The sequence below is a fragment of the Alkalibacterium sp. 20 genome (genome assembly GCF_001885615.1).
In the GTDB taxonomy this organism is placed as follows: domain Bacteria; phylum Bacillota; class Bacilli; order Lactobacillales; family Carnobacteriaceae_A; genus Alkalibacterium.
Map to the genome: position 1 here is coordinate 23,105 of NZ_LSRN01000022.1, position 19,933 is coordinate 43,037.

At 35.0% G+C, this 19,933-nt stretch carries 19 protein-coding genes and 1 pseudogene; 3 read left to right on the top strand and 17 right to left on the bottom strand.

Going from position 1 to position 19,933, the window contains the following annotated elements:
• Nucleotides 1–25 precede the first annotated feature (25 nt).
• The 13 genes from AX762_RS03875 to AX762_RS03935 form a co-directional block, all read right to left on the bottom strand.
• The gene (locus AX762_RS03875; protein WP_071847848.1) at nt 26–214 is read right to left on the bottom strand and encodes a hypothetical protein; all 189 of its coding nucleotides are present in this window, start codon (nt 212–214) and stop codon (nt 26–28) included.
• Between the two features lie 269 nt (nt 215–483).
• The gene (tkt, locus tag AX762_RS03880; RefSeq protein ID WP_218162458.1) at nt 484–2,469 is read right to left on the bottom strand and encodes a transketolase; all 1,986 of its coding nucleotides are present in this window, start codon (nt 2,467–2,469) and stop codon (nt 484–486) included.
• A 33-nt stretch (nt 2,470–2,502) separates the two neighbouring features.
• On the bottom strand, nt 2,503–3,840 hold the full coding sequence (locus AX762_RS03885) for a PTS ascorbate transporter subunit IIC (RefSeq protein ID WP_071847850.1): 1,338 nt from the start codon (nt 3,838–3,840) through the stop codon (nt 2,503–2,505).
• Nucleotides 3,841–3,861: 21 nt separating this feature from the next.
• Nucleotides 3,862–4,128, bottom strand: a complete 267-nt coding sequence (locus tag AX762_RS03890) for a PTS sugar transporter subunit IIB (protein WP_071847851.1) — start codon at nt 4,126–4,128, stop codon at nt 3,862–3,864.
• Nucleotide 4,129: 1 nt separating this feature from the next.
• On the bottom strand, nt 4,130–4,708 hold the full coding sequence (locus tag AX762_RS03895) for an SIS domain-containing protein (RefSeq protein WP_071847852.1): 579 nt from the start codon (nt 4,706–4,708) through the stop codon (nt 4,130–4,132).
• Nucleotides 4,709–6,703, bottom strand: coding sequence for a BglG family transcription antiterminator (locus tag AX762_RS03900; protein WP_071847853.1), 1,995 nt, complete (start codon nt 6,701–6,703; stop codon nt 4,709–4,711).
• 388 nt (nt 6,704–7,091) lie between these two features.
• On the bottom strand, nt 7,092–7,559 hold the full coding sequence (locus AX762_RS03905; RefSeq protein ID WP_071847854.1) for a macro domain-containing protein: 468 nt from the start codon (nt 7,557–7,559) through the stop codon (nt 7,092–7,094).
• A 288-nt stretch (nt 7,560–7,847) separates the two neighbouring features.
• The gene (locus AX762_RS13100) at nt 7,848–7,979 is read right to left on the bottom strand and encodes a hypothetical protein (RefSeq protein ID WP_256244371.1); all 132 of its coding nucleotides are present in this window, start codon (nt 7,977–7,979) and stop codon (nt 7,848–7,850) included.
• 140 nt (nt 7,980–8,119) lie between these two features.
• Nucleotides 8,120–9,154, bottom strand: a complete 1,035-nt coding sequence (locus AX762_RS12360; protein ID WP_083432778.1) for a hypothetical protein — start codon at nt 9,152–9,154, stop codon at nt 8,120–8,122.
• Nucleotides 9,155–9,496: 342 nt separating this feature from the next.
• Complete coding sequence (locus AX762_RS03920) at nt 9,497–9,991, bottom strand: hypothetical protein (protein ID WP_071847855.1); 495 nt, start codon at nt 9,989–9,991, stop codon at nt 9,497–9,499.
• The gene (locus tag AX762_RS03925; protein ID WP_143139280.1) at nt 9,988–10,428 is read right to left on the bottom strand and encodes a hypothetical protein; all 441 of its coding nucleotides are present in this window, start codon (nt 10,426–10,428) and stop codon (nt 9,988–9,990) included. Before AX762_RS03925 ends, AX762_RS03920 begins: the two co-directional genes overlap by 4 nt.
• 122 nt (nt 10,429–10,550) lie before the next feature.
• Nucleotides 10,551–10,853: a hypothetical protein gene (locus AX762_RS03930; RefSeq protein ID WP_071847857.1), complete on the bottom strand. Its 303-nt coding sequence runs from the start codon at nt 10,851–10,853 to the stop codon at nt 10,551–10,553.
• A gap of 440 nt (nt 10,854–11,293) precedes the next feature.
• Entirely contained in the window at nt 11,294–11,566 is a 273-nt protein-coding gene (locus AX762_RS03935) for a DUF4282 domain-containing protein (RefSeq protein WP_071847858.1), read from the bottom strand.
• A 759-nt stretch (nt 11,567–12,325) separates the two neighbouring features.
• On the opposite strand from AX762_RS03935, the gene AX762_RS03940 reads away from it, so the two are divergent.
• The 3 genes from AX762_RS03940 to AX762_RS03950 all read left to right on the top strand — a co-directional run bounded on the left by AX762_RS03940 (nt 12,326) and on the right by AX762_RS03950 (nt 14,433).
• Nucleotides 12,326–12,823 (top strand): hypothetical protein, encoded by a 498-nt coding sequence (locus tag AX762_RS03940; RefSeq protein WP_071847859.1) that lies wholly within the window; start codon nt 12,326–12,328, stop codon nt 12,821–12,823.
• Between the two features lie 150 nt (nt 12,824–12,973).
• Entirely contained in the window at nt 12,974–13,234 is a 261-nt protein-coding gene (locus tag AX762_RS13285; protein ID WP_371261628.1) for an ATP-binding protein, read from the top strand.
• Nucleotides 13,235–13,998: 764 nt separating this feature from the next.
• On the top strand, nt 13,999–14,433 hold the full coding sequence (locus AX762_RS03950) for a hypothetical protein (protein ID WP_071847861.1): 435 nt from the start codon (nt 13,999–14,001) through the stop codon (nt 14,431–14,433).
• A 463-nt stretch (nt 14,434–14,896) separates the two neighbouring features.
• Here AX762_RS03950 and AX762_RS03955 read toward each other — a convergent pair whose 3' ends face one another.
• From AX762_RS03955 to AX762_RS03970, 4 genes and pseudogenes are all read right to left on the bottom strand, one after another.
• A complete protein-coding gene (locus AX762_RS03955) occupies nt 14,897–16,261 on the bottom strand; it encodes a DUF4301 family protein (protein ID WP_177244030.1) in 1,365 nt (454 codons plus the stop codon).
• A gap of 77 nt (nt 16,262–16,338) precedes the next feature.
• Nucleotides 16,339–17,505: a nucleotide sugar dehydrogenase gene (locus AX762_RS03960; protein WP_071847863.1), complete on the bottom strand. Its 1,167-nt coding sequence runs from the start codon at nt 17,503–17,505 to the stop codon at nt 16,339–16,341.
• 51 nt (nt 17,506–17,556) lie between these two features.
• Nucleotides 17,557–18,609, bottom strand: a pseudogene (locus tag AX762_RS03965) (NAD-dependent epimerase).
• Nucleotides 18,590–19,852: a lipopolysaccharide biosynthesis protein gene (locus AX762_RS03970; protein ID WP_071847864.1), complete on the bottom strand. Its 1,263-nt coding sequence runs from the start codon at nt 19,850–19,852 to the stop codon at nt 18,590–18,592. Before AX762_RS03970 ends, AX762_RS03965 begins: the two are co-directional and overlap by 20 nt.
• Nucleotides 19,853–19,933 lie beyond the last annotated feature (81 nt).

Consider the following 19,933-nt stretch of genomic DNA (forward strand, 5'->3'; position numbering starts at 1 on the left):
GTTTCATGTCAGCCCACACATCTTTTTAATAATATTCCCCAGGTTCTGCATTTTTGAACAGATTATCAACTTTAGGAATCAACGTTATAGTTCCGTGGTCATCCGTTTTCACAATATACTCTGTAGTCATGTCCAGTTTTTTCGCTTCAGAAACAAGAATAGTAAGGACGACAGGGCATAAGCTTCCTTGTTTACGTAATTTAGCAATTGACATTGGAATAACGCATAAGGATTAATTGATGAGGCAGGGTTACAAATTAAGCTCACTTACTCTGATTACTGGCCAATTCAATTATCATATAATTCATTTATGTCTAAATAATCAGATAATTGTTTTTGCATCGTTTTCACGTAGTCATCTTTATGACAAAGATGCTCTGTTTGATCCCCGTTTTACTTCACGTAAGCACACATGATCAGATAGGAAACTCGCTCCAAACTATAGTTTCATAAAAGTAGTCAAATTCATTTGATGACTTCCTTTTATATACTTTTATATAGTTTCATTGCATTTTCTAAAGTAAAACCAAATTTTTCCATGACTTCAGTTGGTTCCCCTGAAATTCCAAAAGAATCAATGCTTAGTATTTTACCTTTGTCACCAACATATTCTTTCCATCCCAACTTAGAGCCCATTTCAATACTCAATCTTTTTGTTAAATGAGTAGGTAACACCTTTAATCGATAGGCTTCAGGTTGTTGTTCGAATAATTCCCACGAAGGTAAACTGACTACATTTACAAATATTTCTTCTTTTTCAAGTTCTTGCTTAACAGCTAAAGCCAAATCTACTTCTGAACCGGTAGCAATAATGATTCCTTCAGGATTCTTAACCTGTTCTACAATATAGCCACCTTTTTTTGTACCTTCTTTAACGATTTCCGGCGACACTTTAAGTGTATCAGTTGCTTGTCTTGAAAGTACAAGCATAGTCGGTTTATTTTTTGAATCTAAAGCAATCTCCCAAGCAGCTGCTGTTTCATTGCCATCAGCAGGACGAATAACAGTGATATTAGGCATCGATCTAAATGCAGCCAATTGCTCAATTGGTTGATGAGTAGGTCCATCTTTCCCCACGGCAATACTATCGTGTGTAAATACATAAATGACTGGAAGGCCCATCAGAGCAGATAATCTAATCGCTGGTTTCATGTAATCTGAGAAAGTGAAATAGGTGCTAACAAAAGGAACAAAATGATTTAAAGCCAATCCATTAGCAATAGTCGCCATAGCAAATTCCCTCACCCCGAAATAAATATTCCGACCACTAAAATCATCTTTTGTAATTCTATCAGAATCATCTATGCTTACTTTCGTTGATCCACTTAAATCTGCCGATCCACCAATTAATTGAGGAATGTCTTTACAAACAGCATTTAATACAGAATGCGAAGCTACCCGTGTTGCTATTTTTTTATCGTTGACGTCAAAAATAGGTAATTTTTCTTTGAAGGACGAATCGATTCTATTTTGGATGAACGATTGCAAATCATTGAATAAAGCAGGATCATCCTTTTCTAACTTCTGTACTTTTTCTTTCCACTGATTCTCTTTTTCGTTCCCTCGCTCTTTTATAACTGAAAAATCAGCATAAACTTCTTTGGGTACATGAAAATCTTTCTTAGAATCCCAATCGTAGAATTCTTTAGCTTTTTTAACGTTTTCCTCACCCACCGGATCACTATGTGCATTGTGTGTTCCTTCAATGTCAGGCAATCCATAGCCAATAATTGTATTGACTTCAATCAGTGTCGGTCTATCTGCTTGTTTTGCTGCAACGATAGCGTCATCAATACTCATTACATCCGTACCATCTTCTACTTTAATGTAATTCCAGTGAACAGCTTCAAACTTTTTCTTGATATCATCACTAAAAGAAGCGTCTAGTTGTTCATCTAATGAAGAATGATTTGAATCGTATAAAACGATTAATTTATTTAAATTCAAATGACCGGCTAAAGATATAGCTTCATGACTCACGCCTTCCATCAAGTCACCATCTCCACACAATACATATGTGTAATAATCAATTACCTTCAAATCTTCTTGATTAAATTGATTCGCTAACTTTTTCTCTGCCATTGCCATACCGACTGCCATCGAAATCCCTTGTCCTAAAGGTCCAGTCGTTACTTCTACACCTTCCGTGTGTTCCCATTCCGGATGACCAGGAGTTTTACTCCCTGTTTCTCTAAAATCTTTTATATCTTCAATGGACAGGTTAAACCCACTTAAATGTAGCAGTCCATATAAAAGCATTGATCCATGACCTGCAGAAAGCACAAACCTATCACGGTTGTACCATTCAGGATTATTTGGATTAATATTTAAATGGTTCTTCCACAATATATAGCCCATAGGAGCCGCCCCTAGAGGCAACCCCATATGTCCACTTTGTGCTTTTTCAACAGCATCGATTGCTAACGTTCTAAGTGTATTAATTGATAATAAGTTATTTTCACGTTCCACTATATCATCCCTTCTTTATGAAAAAAAGTAATTTTATATTTTTACTTCTTTAGGTTTTTTTACTATTGAAATTCCAAAGTAAACTAAAATTGCAGCCACTATAGTATAGATTCCAATTTTTCCAAACCAGTTAAATAAATAACCGAGAACAATCCCTACAAAAGCAAAGTCAGCATCACCAAATGTGGAGTTCGCAAAACCAAGTTCACCTAGTAATGGTAATAGAATTGCGGGTAGTAAGATTAACAATAATCCGTTGACGATTCCTCCAATGACCGTTCCTCTTACTCCGCCAGTTGCATTAGCTAATACACCAGCACCAGCACCTACGAAGAATAATGGAATAAGTCCTGGAATGATAAGGGGTAAGTCAAAGAATGGAAGAATTGAGAACATAATAAATGCACCAACTACTGAGGAAACAAATCCTAACAATACAGCATTGGGAGCATATGGGAAAATAACTGGAACGTCCAAAGCGGGTGTTGAATTTGGAACAAGTTTATCCGAAATACCTTTGAAGGCGGGAACAATTTCTGCTAACATCATTCTTACACCTTGAAGTACAATAACGAAACCAGCTGTAAATCTAAGCGCTTCTACTATGGCAAACATGACCACGTTATCTCCACCAGACATATCTGCGATGACTGCTGCATCCGCAAATAAGAAAGTAGAAAGATAAATAATGATCATAACGAGAGCCGTAGAAATCGTATTGTCACGGAAAAACCCAAGTCCTTCAGGTATCTTTAAATCTTCAGTAGATTTTTCTTTATTACCAAACCATTTACCTATTAATCCAGCCAATGCATAATTCACAGCATTGAAGTGACCCATAGCAATATCGTCATTACCTGTTACTTGACGATAAAACGGTTGCACAATTGCAGGAGAAATGGCCATAAACGATCCTAATAAAAATGAACCAACTGCAATTAACTCAACCCCAACAAATCCGGCTGTACTTAGAACTGCGGCTAATAAAGCAGCCATAAATAATACATGGTGACCAGACAAGAAAATATATTTAATATTTGTAAAGCGTGCTACCAAAATATTCACTAAAAATCCGAAAGCCATAATCAAACTCATTTCAGTCCCCAGAAGGTTCTCTGCAATTCCAATTACAGCTTCATTAGCAGGGATTACTCCCTGTACATTAAATGCGTTCTCAAAAGCAGGGCCTAACGTTCCTAGTGCACTTGCAATTATTCCACCACCGGCTGATAATATTAAGAATCCAATTATCGTTTTCGTGGTGCCCGTAACGATTTTTTGAATCGGTTTTTTCAAGGCTACTAAACCGATAAATGATATCAAACCAATGATAATTGCCGGCTGATTAAAAAAACTATAAATAAAGTTCATCTATTTTCTCCCCCATCAAAATTATTTAATTGCATTCATTAACTTTTCTTTGATTGCACTTTTATCTACAACATTGTTTACAAATATCTTTTTAATATCATAGTCTTCCAATTTGCTTTCGAGTTCTTGTGTAGAAATAATTAAATCAGCTTTATAGCCACCTACTGAACCTAAATCTATCGCCTCAACATCTGCACTTATTCCTTCGTCTTCCAAAATTGAATCCACATTCATTTTGAGAATTAAACTTGAACCTGATCCCATTCCACATACTGTTAAAATTTTCATTTTATTTTCCTCCTATTTTTTTAACTAATTTTTTTTCAACTTCCAATAGTACTATATGAAATACTACCATTGCTGTTTCTTCTACTAAATCTGAATCTTTGAAATCCAAAAGAAGACTGTAGTCAGTCTTTTTTTTCAGTTCACCTCCCTTATTCCCCAATACTCCTATAACTGTCACACCCATTTCTTTAGCCGTTTCAGCCGCTCTAAGAAGATTAGGAGAATTGGCAGAACTAGATAATACAATTAATACATCCCCAGAATTTCCTAAACCTTGAACTTGCCTAGAAAATACTTCATCGTAGCCATAATCATTACCAGTAGCCGTCATAACACTCGGATCTACTGTTAAACTCAATCCAGCAAATGCCTTTCTTTCAATTTTATACCTTCCCACAATGTCTCCCGTAATATGTTGCGCATTCGCTGCGCTTCCACCATTCCCACAAGTCATAACTTTGTTACCTGATTCAATAGCGTTAACAATTAATTCAACAAATGTATCCATTGTTCTAAAATCTTCTTCAGAAAAATTGTTTAAAATGTGAACTCTTTTTTCCAATTCGTCTTTGAATATCATTTACTCATCATCCTCCTTTTTTTCTTTGTTAATTTCTTTAAGAATCTCATCGACGGTACCCGATTTAAGCAGTTCAATGAACTGTGAATCATTCAAGAAGCCCATTAAATCTTTTAATGCATTTAAATGAGATTTATGATCAGTGGCAGCCAGACAAATAACAATACTGACAGGATCGTTTTCAGGATGTCCGAATTCAACCGGATATTTCAAAGTGATCAAGCTCAAACCAACTTCGTTTACTCCATCTTTTGAACTAGCATGGGGCATAGCAATTTCCGGTGCAATAACAATATACGGTCCGAGATCTTCAACAGTATTTATCATCGCTTCGATATACGTATCCTCAATTTTTCCGATATTTTTCAACAACTTCCCACCATACTTAACGGCTTCTTTCCAATCTTTCGCTTCAATATTTAATTCTATCGTTTCTTTTATTAATAAGTCTTTTAGCATAATGTTTTCCCCATTCCCTTGTAAGTTGTTTTGGTTAAACTTTCTTGATTTTCTGTTTCTTTTTTCATAAGCACTTAATTTTTTAATATCTTTTTCACTTAATAGAGGAGAAACAACTACTTTTGGAACGCTAATTTCTTTTGCAAAATCAATAGTCGACACAACTAAATCAACAGTATTCTTATTGATATATTCATTTGTTACTTCCCTAACTGCGAGTGTATTAATGATATTAAAATTGAAATATTTTTTTAACATGATTTCTAACAACTTGGTTGTCCCAATACCATAATTACATACTAGCAATACATTGTTTTCCTTATTGTCCAATCCTTTTTTTTCAATTGCAGAGGCGATATGGATAGTCACAAATCCAATTTCATCTAACGAAAAATCCAAATTTTTATTTTCCCCAAATTTATTCAGCACAGTGTCAACCGTTTCAAATATTTCAGTATAATTTATCTGAATATACTCTACTATTTCATTCTTTAAAAAAGTTTTATTCTTTATACGTTGAATAGCGGGGGCTAAGTGTAAAGCTAACGCGTTAAATAATTCCTCGTCTTCCTCTAAAGGAATCTCTAAAATAATACTCATTTCTTCAAGAAAGTCTTTTATAAAAAGATGTAAATCTACCCAATCATCATTTATAATATTTTCCGATTTAATAAGTGAACTTTCTAAAAACAGATTCTCTATAAAAGAAACTTCCGCTCTCGTTAGTTGAATAGAAAATTTATCTTCGAGCATTTTTCTTTCCTGAAATAAATAGTGATGCTCTTTCGTTTCGAATTTTTGATGGGGACTTTTTTCTATTTTTGCACCTTTTTTTATTCGGATAATGGTTACTAGCATTCCATTTACAATACTTTGAAATGCCTTATCAGAATATTGCTTTAATAATTTCATCTCTATAGTCGCAATGAATTGTTCAATATAACTAAAATCATCGGATTCAATTGCTTTATATTGATCATTTAAAATTTTGCTTTCTACCGAATCTAACGTGCCCGGGTGTAAATTCAAAAAATTTAGCCCAATTCTGCGAATCACTTCCTCTTCTCCTCTAAAGATATAGCCTTTTTGTGGTTGATAATCCATCAGGACGTTTTGTGATTGCAATTTTTTCCGAATGAATCTGACATCACTAATTACAGTACTTCTGCTGACTTGCAATAGTTCCATAATTTTCCGAATATCTACTAGAGTATCTGAAAGGAGAATTTCTAAATATATTAATTCCTGTCGCTCTTTGGGTTGGTAATAATCGACATCTGTTTCTATTTCATCTTTGATTACGGCAGTAAAATTGGCAGGAAGTTCTTCGTAAGGTAAAGAAATAGTAACTCTTGTTTGTTTTTTTAACCGAGGTATTTTTTTATAAGTTAAGAAATCATCTATTTCTTCTAAATCATAGCGAATGGATCTTGAACTGACATTGTATTCAGTAGCAAGTTCCTCAATATCAATTTCCCCACTATCTAAACTAACTAACGTTTTCAATATTTTTTTTGAACGCTCCGTTAAATACATATCAATCTCTCCTATTTATATTTTTATTATAATTTGAATACGTCAGTTACAGAAGAGTTAATCGCTTCCAATAAAATGAAAGGGTTTACTCAGTTAGGGATGATGCTCTTAATCTGCATCTCTTCATTCTTGTGTACTTTACTTAAACATATCTGAAAAGTCTCATTATTGTTCTATATAACCGCATTCCACTTTTCAGTGGCGCGATTCCGCTTCAATCAAGCAACTTCACTCCCTCTACCTCTGCAAATTGACCAGTATCACTTATCCAAAGCAAACAGCTGTCGTTCAGGCTGTTAGAAATGCTGCGCATTTCTTGTTCATTTCTTTTCAAACCAAATAAAGCCAACCAGCTAAGGTTTTTCTCTTAGCTGGTTGGCTTTTGCTATTATTTATAATCAGAAAATATCTCAGATCCATCAACAATGTGTACAAAAATATCGATTGGAAGATTTTTAAGGTATTTATCAACTAGAGGTTTAACTTCTGTTTCCCAGTCCAAGCCACCATTTCCTGTCCCTAACTGAGGGAAAGAAATAGAGTAAATACCTTTTTCTTCATAGGTGGAAACAAATTTTTTCAATCCTTTTTCGATATAATCAATTTTGGACGGATTTCTCCAGTGTTTCTTTGTTGGAAAATTGAGAATCCATTTATTTTCGTCTTTATATAACCACAGCTTCCCAATATCCAGTAAACCTTGTTCACAGTATTCACGATATTGTTTATACATATCCGGGTAAAGCTGTTTGTATTTCTTTGCAATACCTTTTCCCATAACACCGACCGTATTTACTGTATTAACAATAACTTGTGCCGGGCTTTCAAAGATATCTTGTTTAACATAAAGCAGCATAAATCTCACCCTCTCTAACAACAAATCATGGATGTTTCTCTCTATTATACCATATGAGGACTGTTATAAATATCAGTACAATCTTTTAACTGATGCGAAATCACTTAAAGTTTCCACCTTTTTGAGAAAGTTAGTTCGTAAATTCGGTCAGCTCCTGTCGTTTCAAGATATGCTGATATTTTTAGCTATTCGAAAAGTCCTCTCTCAGATTTCTTCACTCGTATTTTCTTCCATAAGCTTTCCCATCGCCTTGGCAAGCACCAGGCACACGATCCGCATAAAGGTACTTTACTTGTATTTTGTGCCCAAGACATCAATGATGCCGTACCAACTGATTCGATGGTCAATGATGACAAATCGGTGAAAGACATTTTCTGATACAAGAATGGTCCAGCGTGAGCGCTCCAGTTCGTAGATCAAGCGTTCTCTGTTTTGACGGTGCCGGCTGTTCTTTATTTAGATACGTTCTTAGTGATTACTTTGACAGTCAAATTCAGCTCACACACAAAAACAGCTCTGAGATCACTGCTCAAAGCTATTTTACCTATTCGTTTTCTACCTTACAGGACTTTCCTGGGCATTACTTTCGTCTGCTTCCATCCCATCGATTTGGCCCAGCTTCGGTAATCAGCCGCTTCTTCTTTATCTTCGCCTTCATAAATGGCTCTCAAGAAGTTGGCAAATCCGCTTAACCCGCCCACGTCGTCCATGACAGACAGTCCATCTCTGGCTAGACACACCGGCTTGTGTTTAGCCATCACTGTTTCACTGGCCTCTTCCAATTCTTTTGGAGTGACCGAATAGTCCGTCAGCAAATCAGCATAGTCCGCTTTTTTGGTCAGTCTGACTTTCCAGCTGTCACCAAAATCATACTCGTAATACAATTCGCTTGTGACAGGAAACCCTGATCCACTCGTGTCTTCATCTTCATACGCCAAGATGTCCGTGACCAGTAGTTTTTCCAGTAGATTCTCTGTGCCGCTCTCCAAAGCGATAGAGGCATTCATTTCTTTCAGTGTCATGTCGATCAGCGAAGCCGTTCCAACAATTTCCGGTTCCGCATCCGGCTTTTTCTTTTTCCGCTCCCGATAGTCAGAAAAGGATTCCCGGATCTCTAATTCTTTAAAGCGGTTCAGCATTGCCTCTATATCCTGTCTGGCAGCGTCATACTGTTCAAGCTGTCCGTAAAAGTGATAAGGACCCGTATATTTCTTGCGCAGCCAAGTGGCAACACTCCCTGACTCATAATCATCATCCCAGAACAGATCGTGCTCGCCTTCAGAAGGAGGCTGGAACAGCACCCCGACCAGATTTGACCATCCCTTCACCGTACCCTTCGTGAGCTGATGATGCACCTCTTCCGGAAGATAAAACTGCCTTAAATGCGAATTCTGCCAACCGAATAATTTCTGAATAGCATAATGCAGCGCATGCAAAGTCATGTCAGATGGAATCATCAGCTCTCTGACGATACTCTCGCCTGTGGACGACTCTCCGTACCGTTTCAACATGACTTTCTCATCGCTGGACAAGTACTCACTGACCAGTTCCAGACGCAGACGTACGGGGTAAATTTCTTCATTGATTTCATTCATAACTATTGCCTCCACATTTAATCATTTTTATAATGTCTTCTCACTTAGTTTTCAAAGCTTGATCATACCTCAATAAAAGTATACCATTTTTGACTTCTGGATAATGAGATGAGCTATGTGTGGAAGCGAATCAAAGTACAGTCCCGCCAATTTGTTTCATTTTCAGCTGAACGGAACAAGTGCCTTCTTTGATCAACGTGACTTTACCGTCTCCTTTCCAGATATATTGGCTTAATGCGATCTAAGTCAGTTCGAGTTCATCATACGTCAGTGCATGACCAAAGTTGCTATTCACTCCTTTTTTTTGTATAACCCTGTCCAGTCACCCTTACCTTGATTCTTCTAAAGCTTGCTGACCGTTCTGCTCCTCCACAAACCCAGTTGTATCTCGTCTTCACTTTTAGCCACGACTCTATCAAACAAACTCACCAGTGGCATATAATGATTGGAGTGGTCAATAGAGTTATACTTTATCAGCAGTTCGGTAATGACTTCCTTGCATAGATCCCACTGCTTATTCTTCACTAAGTATTTCAGGTTGCTGTAATCAGGCATTTCGACCGGGAGAAATCTCATTTCATACAAGCTATCAAGATCAAGGATGGTAAATTTTGAGTAATACGGATGTTGCGCGGAGTCTTCTTCTAAGTAGCAATAAGTCTCCAGCTGCTTTAAATACTCATAGATAACTTCAGACAGACTTGGGAGATCTTCATATCCATCAAAATTTTTCAAATAGACCAGATCGAATATCAGTTTATTTTTAAAAACTTTCTTAATTTGTGTTTGAATATATTTTACGGAAATTGGATAAGTATTTTCCCCAAACTGTTTCACTCTATTATTGATATATCTACAGAAGATGTAGCTTTGCCAGAGTCTTCTGTCACATCCGAAAACAAAGTCGCCAGAAATCTCCAAGTTGATATTTCTGGCACAGTGGCTTCCTTCAGATTCAATAACCTGGATGTCTTTATCCATATCGGGTCCTTTTGAAAGTCTTTTTCCCATTGTGGTCTTTGTGCTATCTGATAATTTGGATCAATAAGGTGTGCTACTCTCTGCTCCTTATCTGCTCGCTTTTTCTCCCGTTTCTTTTTCAACTCTAGCCTTTTTTCTTCGGCTTTCCGAAGTAATTCTTGTTCGATTTCCATTAATTCAAGATATTTCTCTTTTAATTTTCCTTCTTCATTTTCTTCTTTAGTATTGTAAATCCAATATTTATTATCCGTGCTATGAAGTATCGCATATCCCATGAGTAATTTTAATCTCAATCATTAACGGTCTGTCGTTTTTATACACTAGGATGTCTTTTATAATATCACTTACCTTTTTTTCCAGTATGACGCGATCAAAACGAATGGCTCTTGAAGCTGAAACTTCTTCTGTCAAAAAGTCATAAGAAACCATGACACTGGGACCAGTCAGTCGTTTTTTCCTTTTCAATGATCTCTTTGGCTTTCAAATGAATCGCTGTCTCAGTCGCAAAGGCGCACGTGTCCGCATTGTGATGCGCAACCCGTGGCTTGAAATCCTTTTTCGTTTTGGGTAATTTGGCCTGAAGTCTGGCCCCACAGTTGGAACATAAGCAGTTGCACTTCAACCCTGATTCCAAAGCCTCTATTTCTGAAATATGCAGGAGTTTCTCTTCCCCATTTTCTCTGCGCAATCCATAGGGCAGTTTGAATGCAGAACTCAACCCTTCCCCCCTTCAGTATTTTTTGTACATCTCTTGAACGCTAAAAACAATGACCGAAATCTAGTGTGAGTGTTACTCAAAGACGTCCCGCTGTTGATTGACAAGTAAGTGTGATACTCATTATGGCAGCCCATCATTTCCCAACATTTCTACTAACTACAAGACTTAACAACTTAAAAGTATAGTTCATTACGGCACTGTTTTAAAGGGCTTTCATTTTTTCCTATGTTTTTATTACAGTTTCCTTTAATTGAGTAGTAAAACCGTTCGAGCAACCTGTTACGTTGAATAGGCTCGCTAGATTGAAAAAAAGAAGCCATTTTCAGCTTCTCTTTTGGTTTAATTACATTATTCTTGCATCCGGTCCGCTCCAAATTCATTCCTTCGTCTGTCCAGGTTCCCTTGCGTAAGTTATGGTTGTTTCCGTTGACACAGCTTACTTACCTATAACGAATATCCTGCAGTGCTTCGTGAATTTTAAAAATAACAATAACCAGTTCACAGTTTACTCTAACTAACAGCGGACCCAATATTATAATTGCCAGACCACCGAGGACTGATTCTCCAGTAAATATCATCACAAGTCCTATAAGTATCGAAATGATTAGTGCGATATAAAATATGAGTTGAATAATTTTAGGAGTGATCATATTATCGAAATTCAAAAAAGACTTGCCATAGCTCTGAACCTTATCTTCCGAGCTGTTTTTCATCTATACCTCTCCTATTCTGTCCTATTTTATTTAAACGCGATCGGAACAGTTATTTCTTATGATACACACCAATAACCGTTTTAGTTCCTGTCTTATACCCTCCTTAAATGACAGTATAAGTCTTAAAATCATTTATGTATATACTATTATTATCCGTGCGAAATCATTACTCGCTTGACACAAAGTAAGAGAAGACTGTTATTTTTCGTCAGGCGAACAATGTCATGCTAATATACCCTTGTCTTTTGAAAATCGGTACAAGTGAGCGTACTTGTTTCATTCACTCGTTTTGATTACAACTCTTTCGGTATAAGTGCAGCCACAATTCCTGTCCACTTGTTCCGATAAAGGCAAAACGGTAAGAGTGACACCTGGATTCGACTAAACTCCTGCTGTTTAGCCTGCATTAACGGATTTTCTTTCAGTTAACAAGCGGTCATCCTATTTCTTACGTCGTATCCGTTCAAGGGTGTCTCGTAACCCTCGATCCGTCGCTTTGTCAACAGGTCTGTGCAAACGTCGTCTCTATACGCCCGCTGTGGCAGGTTTTCTTGCCCAGGTGGTTGTTTTGTAAAGGACTGCCGCCGATAAGTGTTTTCGTAGCACGTACACCGTTCACTGCGATAGATCAGTAGATAGATAAAACACGGCTTAATTTCTACAAATTTAGTACATTTTTTCAAAAACACTACTTTTCTCGTTAATACAGTGTAAAATAGAGAGGGTAAAACTAGCGTAACGAAAGGAAAGGAAAAAAATATGACAATTCAAACCGACTTATTAACTGACCTGACAGATACATACGGAGATGTCATCTACAGGGAGACAAGTGAAGGAAACCATAGGTATAAGTTTAACTTCGACTACACGAGCAATCCGATGTTACTATCTGTCGATTACCTAGCGCAGGCGTCTAAAATAACAATCGCATTGAGTTTTATTAACGATTACAACTCGCTCGTCAAAGATGACGACAAAGCCCATAAAATCCTCATGTACCTAGATGTCTTTTACGCCGAACCCCGTGTCGAAGTCAGCGATGGAAAATTGATCGTTTGGGAAGACTATGCCTTTACATCATCAACATTCAATATCGAAGACTTCAGCAATAGATTAGAAACGATAGAAAAAATGGCCATTGAAGTAAACGACATGATCAGCACGGATGATTTTTATGAAGATACCTATCAAGATGCTTTATATAGTGGAACAATATTTGAAGAAAAGTTTAAAGATGATGCTTTTCTTGATAAGTAACAGAAGACAATGGCTGTTTGGCGTCAATTTTATATAGTCCAGTACGTTCAACTACCTGAGCGCCAAGATGAATTTAAAATAGCAAAAAATGAACCAGATGATAGATATAAGAAATCAATGCGCAAGTATATATAGAAAGAACTAGTCATTATTAATGAGTGGTTCCTTCATGATCTAACAGAAGAAGAACTCTACTTGACCATGGAAATTATTGAAAAACGAGAAAAGACGACATCTACGATTGTCTGTAATCAATTTAACACTGCCGGATGGCATTCTGAACTGGGAGGCGGCCCAACAGAAGATGCCGTTATTGATCGAATTATCCATAACTCCTACACATCACTATCGATGGAGAAACATCCATGCGTGAACGATTGGGATTGTCCAGTAAATTCTAATTTATTTTAGTACTATGAAAAAAATAATGTAATCTTATGAATTATATAAATTCATTCCATGACCGCCTAAAATTACAGTGATTATGGGATTTTTTTTTAATGGTATGAAACTTGGCATCAGGGTACAAATGCCTGGCAGTAGTGTGACTACCCAAGTTAAGGATTTTTTCTGCACTATTTGGGTGCGTTTCACTGGCCGTAGTCACATAAAGTGAAAGACCGCTTTATCGAAAGAAGATGAACAAAGACTTCTATCGGCAACTTAACGACAGCACTAAATAAGTCTCAATTCTTTTGTTTACACTAACTGGATTCGATTTAACCATCGAAACCAGGTAATTTGTAAAAAAGGACAGCTTTTCATTTATGATGTACAGAACAGAGTATCAGTTTATAGTGCATCACTTCAATACACTATAAAAGAAATACGTGTAACAAAATAAATACAAATAATATAAATAAACACCTTAAATACCCTTTCCATAGCGGAAACTACGGAAAGATTGACAAAAAAATTTACATAGAAAGTGAATAGCTGTTCAATAGCTGCTAAAGCAGCCATTGAACAGCCTTCTCTTTTGGAAAATTATTAATCTACAAGAATTTTTTTATATTCTGTAAGGCTAAAAAGCAAGTTAATGAGTAATTTTCTATTACTATCATTCATTGTACAGACAAATATATTATTCATTTAAATATATTCTACATAAATAATAGCCACGATAGAGAAGTAGTATTTATTACTGACAAAATAAATAGTGAAAGAGGTTCACTATGGATAAAACGATGGTAAGTGTTCCTTTCGAGGAAAAGTTAGCTTTAGAGTTTGAAAAAGAAAATATGAACGTAACAAGAATGCAAACAGAGACAGGCGCAACAATTTTTACTAAAGAATTGACCGTCCTCGGTCGCAGTTTGATCAGACTGGAATTCGAATGCGATAGTCTCATTCCAGCTATAATGACTTATCGCTATAAAGTGAACAATCGCTTTACCAATGAAGAATTAACAAAAGATTTTTACTATCAATTGAATGAAAACAATAAAGATGTAGCAGTATTTTGGTTTACAATAGAAGGTACAGATTTAGTAATTCAAACAACTGAATTCTTTGAAGAAACGAAAATATTTTCAGCAGAAACGTTCATGATAAATTACCATTTCATGTTAGACCAATTCAGTAAGTTAGGACAACAGTATCTTAGCTAATACCTAATGTAATCAATAAATGAGTAATACGCTTTATAAACTAATTTGATTAAGTAAATAACTCGGTCATACTTTCTACAGAAGGAACTGGAGAAAGTATGACAAAAACTGGTTCTACATCAAACATACTAATCTTAATATGTCTGATGTAGAACCAATTAAAAAATCTTTCAGTTGTAACGTTGTGTGGCTAATCTCTGCAATCTTGTGTAGGAAAGCCTTATATAACGAATCCGTCTTTGATGTCATATAAGTAAATGATGTCTTAAATAGCTCTCCTAACATCTACTTCATTCAGTAATCCCACTTCTTTTCCAATTTTTTAAAGCAAATACTGTTTCCAACGTGCTATTAGCTAACTTCTAAAAAAGCTTTTTACACTTCCGTAAGTTCTTGTTAAGAGTGGGTCGTTACTTCTATACTTAAATTTTATTACTTGGTTTAGCCTCTACATGTATCCTATTTACTCTTTACTCCTACGGCAATCACGAAGTAGATCATTAGCTCTTTTCACAGGATTAAATGTAGTTAAAGGTACTTCAACAAATAGCGTATTCCAATTGTCCATTGAACCATTCCAAAGTCCTGGATGCTCTAATGCTTTTATATCTTTGCCTTTATAGGTCTTTTTACTTATAAAATACCTTTCCTCGTTTACATAATTAAGCAAATTGAACTTCTCACCCTTGTAGTCCTTAACAAAACACACAATGTCTACAGGATTAAAAAATGCTGAAGAATTTAATATTTTTAACTGGTCATTATTATTTAAATCTATTTCTGATTTTTCACATATCTGTAAATCAGTATATTCTCCATTTCCAACAATAAAAGGCCCTCCACCAGGTTCTCCCTGATTTTTAACAACACCACATACTCTAAGGGGTCTGTTTAAAAACGATAGTGCTTTATCTTTAGTCAGTTCTCCTTTTGAGGATATTTTCAATTCTTTATTTATAAAATCCTTAATTTCAACTATATCATCATCATCTGACAATAAAGATCTAACATATCCATCAATTCTTTTTTTAAATTGAAATCCTACTGAACCAATGATTTTTTTTGAATTAACAGTATCATCTATGTATTCTCTATGACATACATTGTCTATATTTTTTATAAATATAATATCTCCATCTATATCATTCAAGTTTTCAATTAAAGCACCATGTCCTCCTGCTCTATATAGTATGGATCCATCCTTTAACAAAAAAGGGTTATTATCCATATCTACAGCCAAGGTATCGGTCTTTTGTTTTTGAAAGGAATACGTAATATTTATATTATCTTTTTCCTTTAATATATTTTTAATGTATCCATTAAACAACTCTTCATGATTCTTTGATATAGTGAAATGAAAATTTAAAAAATTATTATTTAAGTGTTTTTCACCTTCAAATATATGCTCATCTATTGGAGTAGTTGAGTAATCTTTATATGAATTCATTTTAATTAAAGCCTTTGGTAAACTACCGTAGTTTAGATTTTCATTAAGTATATAATCTATTATTTTAATTCTACCAACTATAGTATTCTTATCGATATTTTCATCTTCAATAAATTCTTTAACGTCTTCATAAAAAGTAATCTTTTCCAATTCATTAAAAAACTTATTTATAGATTCAGTATTTATATTATCATCTATATATTTATAAAGGTCTTCAAACATTCTAGTGGCTGCACCACTTGCTGGAATAAACTTGACACACTTCATACTCAAGTATTCGTTACTTATATTATCACAAGATGTCAATTCTTCTGATGTTACTGATGAGACTATGTTTACATACTTTGTCCCTTTTTTAAATCTATTTATATTTTTGTCCACTTTAATTTCCCCGCCTTTCTTAAAATAGAACAATTCGTAATTTAAAAATAGCCCTAAACTATGTTAGGGCTGATTCATTAGTCTCTACTAAATAAGTCTCTAGTATAAACTTTATCCACTACGTCTTTAATTTCATCAGATAGTCTGTTCGCTACGATAACGTCTGATATTTTCTTAAATTCATCGAAGTCTTTTATAACTCTTGAACTATAGAATTCGTCCTCTTGTAAAGCTGGTTCAAAAACTACTACTTCAATACCTTTTGCTTTAATTCTTTTCATAACACCTTGTATCGCTGATTGTCTAAAATTATCAGAGTCCATCTTCATTGTTAGTCTGTAGATGCCTACAATTTTTGGTTTTCTTTTAATAATCATATCAGCAACATGATTTTTTCGTGTTCTGTTTGCATCAACAATGGCAGACATGATATTCTGAGGCACATCTGAATAATTTGCTAATAACTGTTTTGTATCCTTGGGTAAGCAGTATCCACCATAACCAAAGGAAGGATTATTATAGTGACTACCTATACGCGGATCCAGCCCAACGCCTTCAATAATCTGCTGTGAATTTAGACCTCTCATTTCTGCATAAGAATCCAATTCATTAAAGTAAGCTACTCTAAGTGCAAGATAGGTGTTTGCAAATAACTTGATGGCTTCTGCTTCTGTGGACTCTGTATAAAGAATATCAATATTCTCTTTTATCGCACCCTGTGCTAGAAGTTCAGCAAATACCTTAGCTCTTTCAGACTGCTCTCCAACAACAATTCTTGATGGATAAAGGTTATCATACAGAGCTTTGCCTTCTCTTAAAAACTCTGGTGAGAAGATGATATTATCTGTTTCAAATTTTTCTTTTACAGATTCTACATAGCCGACTGGCACGGTTGATTTAATAATCATTACAGCATCTGGATTGATAGAAAGAACATTTGCAATAACTGCTTCAACCGTTCTTGTATTAAAATAGTTCTTCTCAGAATCATAATTTGTAGGTGTTGAAATGATGACATATTCAGCATCTTTAAACGCTTCATAATTATCTGTTGTTGCAGTTAAGTTCAACTCTTTAGTGGATAGATACTCTTCAATTTCAGCATCTATGATTGGAGACTGTTTGTTATTAATCATTTCTACCTTTTCTTTAATGATGTCTAAAGCAATGACTTCATTGCGTTGTGCTAAGAGTATAGCATTGGAAAGACCAACGTAGCCTGTTCCAGCGATAGTTATTTTCATGGTGTACATTCCTCCTGTTTATATCAATACTTTTTTTCATCCACTTTACAATTATTTTTCAACATTATAATATTCTTTATACCAATCTACGAACTTCTCAAGACCGTCTTCAATACTCGTAGATGGTTTAAAATTAATATCTTTCTCAAGATCAGATACATCAGCATAGGTCCTCACAACATCCCCAGGTTGCATATCCATATAGACTTTCTCTGTTTCTTTGCCGAGTGCAGATTCTAACGCATTGATAAATCTCATGAGTTTCACCGGGTTATTGTTACCGATATTATAAATTTTGTATGGTGCAAAACTTGAACTTAAATCGTCCTTGCTTTCATCCCACTCTTTATTGGCAACAGGAGCTTTATCAATAAGTTTTACAATACCTTCGACAATATCATCAATATAAGTAAAGTCGCGTTCCATCTTCCCGTGATTAAACACTTTAATAGGTTCCCCAGCTAAGATGTCTTTGGTGAAGGAGAAGTAAGCCATGTCAGGTCTACCGTATGGTCCATAAACCGTAAAGAACCTAAGACCAGTAGTTGGTATTCCATAAAGATGACTATATGTATGAGCCATCAATTCATTCGATTTCTTCGTAGCAGCATAAAGCGACACTGGATGATCCACATTATGATTTGTAGAGAATGGTGCTACTTTATTGCCACCGTAAACAGAGCTTGAAGAAGCGTAAAGTAGATGCTCCACAGGGTAGTTTCTACATGCTTCTAATATATTCATAAACCCAGTCAAGTTGAATCCACATATGCATAAGGATTCTCAATGGAGTAACGGACTCCTGCTTGAGCCGCTAAATTAATGACGTAAGTTGGATGGTAAGTTTCGAATATATTGTCTACTTCAACTTTTTTTTAAATCTACTCTATGAAAGTTGAAGTTGTTGTACTTTCCTAAGATTTCAAGTCTTGATTGTTTTAGATTTGGATCATAATAGTCGTTCAAGTTATCAATCCCAATTACCTCATAGGAAACATCTAGTAATTTTTTTGAAAGGTGAAAGCCGATGAAGCCGGCTGCACCTGTTATTAGTATTTTCACTTTAAAATCTCCTCCTTTCGTTTCAATGAATGAATCTTTCATGTTGACACTGTTTGTATATTCGTTTCTCACAATAATAGACTGAAAAAAGGAACGTTAAAATCAACGCGGTTGTTGTTGCAATTGCGGGGCCTAGTAAACCAAAAATATTTATAAATACAACATCTAATACCAGATTCAGTATTGCCCTAAATATATTGAGGTATTGTAGAACCTTGTGTTTCCCATTGGCGTTGTAGTATAGTGTATAAAAAACTGCTAGATATCTAGCTATACTACCAATCATAAGTATGATAAAAATTGGAACTGAGCTAGAGTACTTTTCACCATAGAGAGTTGTAATTATCTGATTTGAAAATAACATTACAACAATGTGAGCTATAGTACTTACGGCAAATATTACAAATCTTTCTTTGTAGAAAAAACTTCTTAATTTATGACTATCTCCTTTTGCAAAAGATTGTGTGATACTTGCAGCATAATAACTTGTTACAACAAACGCAAAGTTCGCTATTGAATTAAAGAGTTTATATGCAGCATTGTATATCGCCACATCCTCAGTTGTCATAAAATATTTGATTACAGCTATATCACCAAAATTGATCAAGTAAAGTCCTGAATAACCGAAAAGTTGCCAAAGTGAGAAATTCAGTATTTCTTTAAACCACTCTTTATCAAACTCAAATTTCCCAACATCATTTTTGTTCATTCCTAAAATATAAAATAAAACAGATGCATGACTCACGATATTAAGAATAATCAACGTTCTTACATCAAATGTAAATAACATTATTAGCAGAATGTAAATAACCTTGGCAGTTAACGATAACATCGTAGAAAGTAATTGCTTTTTTACTGCAAGATAATACTGACTTAGGTAATCTTCGGCGACACTTACATATAGCCAAATTAAAATAATAAAAGAAAAATCCTCACCAATATACGCATTGATTTGCTTATGAAAAAAAAGAAACAAAAAACTCGTAATAATCAAACTAACAAAAATTATGATGTTTCTTGCCCAGAAAGTTTTGTTGAGTTTTCCTGTATTGGATTTTTCTTTACTACCAAAATACAAAATTGATGAGGAACTCCAACTAAAACCAAAAGTTGTAATTAAACCTATAGACATCAATGCAACTGAAAAAACACCATAATCATTTAACGAAAGTTCGCGCACAATAAATATGTTCGTAATCAATGCCAAAACCATTACTAGAACTTTTAATAATGAAAAAAATATAAAATTCTTTCGTTTACTTAAAGAGATTATTAAACTCTGCATTCCGTGTTTATCTCCTCATTCTTGATACTCTATATTTTAACCCTTCAATTAGCAGCTCTCTATGTGCTTCACATTCTACAT

What these genes read in the sequence shown, in the direction of transcription:
- AX762_RS03905 (WP_071847854.1), bottom strand. Translation starts at nt 7,559, where the DNA reads ATGCTGCTTTATGTTAAACAAGATATCTTTGAAAGCCCGGCACAAGTT.
- AX762_RS03950 (WP_071847861.1), top strand. Translation starts at nt 13,999, where the DNA reads ATGGATAAAACGATGGTAAGTGTTCCTTTCGAGGAAAAGTTAGCTTTA.
- AX762_RS03895 (WP_071847852.1), bottom strand. Translation starts at nt 4,708, where the DNA reads ATGATATTCAAAGACGAATTGGAAAAAAGAGTTCACATTTTAAACAAT.
- AX762_RS03970 (WP_071847864.1), bottom strand. Translation starts at nt 19,852, where the DNA reads ATGCAGAGTTTAATAATCTCTTTAAGTAAACGAAAGAATTTTATATTT.
- AX762_RS03875 (WP_071847848.1), bottom strand. Translation starts at nt 214, where the DNA reads ATGTCAATTGCTAAATTACGTAAACAAGGAAGCTTATGCCCTGTCGTC.
- AX762_RS03885 (WP_071847850.1), bottom strand. Translation starts at nt 3,840, where the DNA reads ATGAACTTTATTTATAGTTTTTTTAATCAGCCGGCAATTATCATTGGT.
- AX762_RS03900 (WP_071847853.1), bottom strand. Translation starts at nt 6,703, where the DNA reads ATGTATTTAACGGAGCGTTCAAAAAAAATATTGAAAACGTTAGTTAGT.
- AX762_RS03940 (WP_071847859.1), top strand. Translation starts at nt 12,326, where the DNA reads ATGACAATTCAAACCGACTTATTAACTGACCTGACAGATACATACGGA.
- AX762_RS03960 (WP_071847863.1), bottom strand. Translation starts at nt 17,505, where the DNA reads ATGAAAATAACTATCGCTGGAACAGGCTACGTTGGTCTTTCCAATGCT.
- AX762_RS03935 (WP_071847858.1), bottom strand. Translation starts at nt 11,566, where the DNA reads ATGAAAAACAGCTCGGAAGATAAGGTTCAGAGCTATGGCAAGTCTTTT.
- AX762_RS12360 (WP_083432778.1), bottom strand. Translation starts at nt 9,154, where the DNA reads ATGAATGAAATCAATGAAGAAATTTACCCCGTACGTCTGCGTCTGGAA.
- AX762_RS03890 (WP_071847851.1), bottom strand. Translation starts at nt 4,128, where the DNA reads ATGAAAATTTTAACAGTATGTGGAATGGGATCAGGTTCAAGTTTAATT.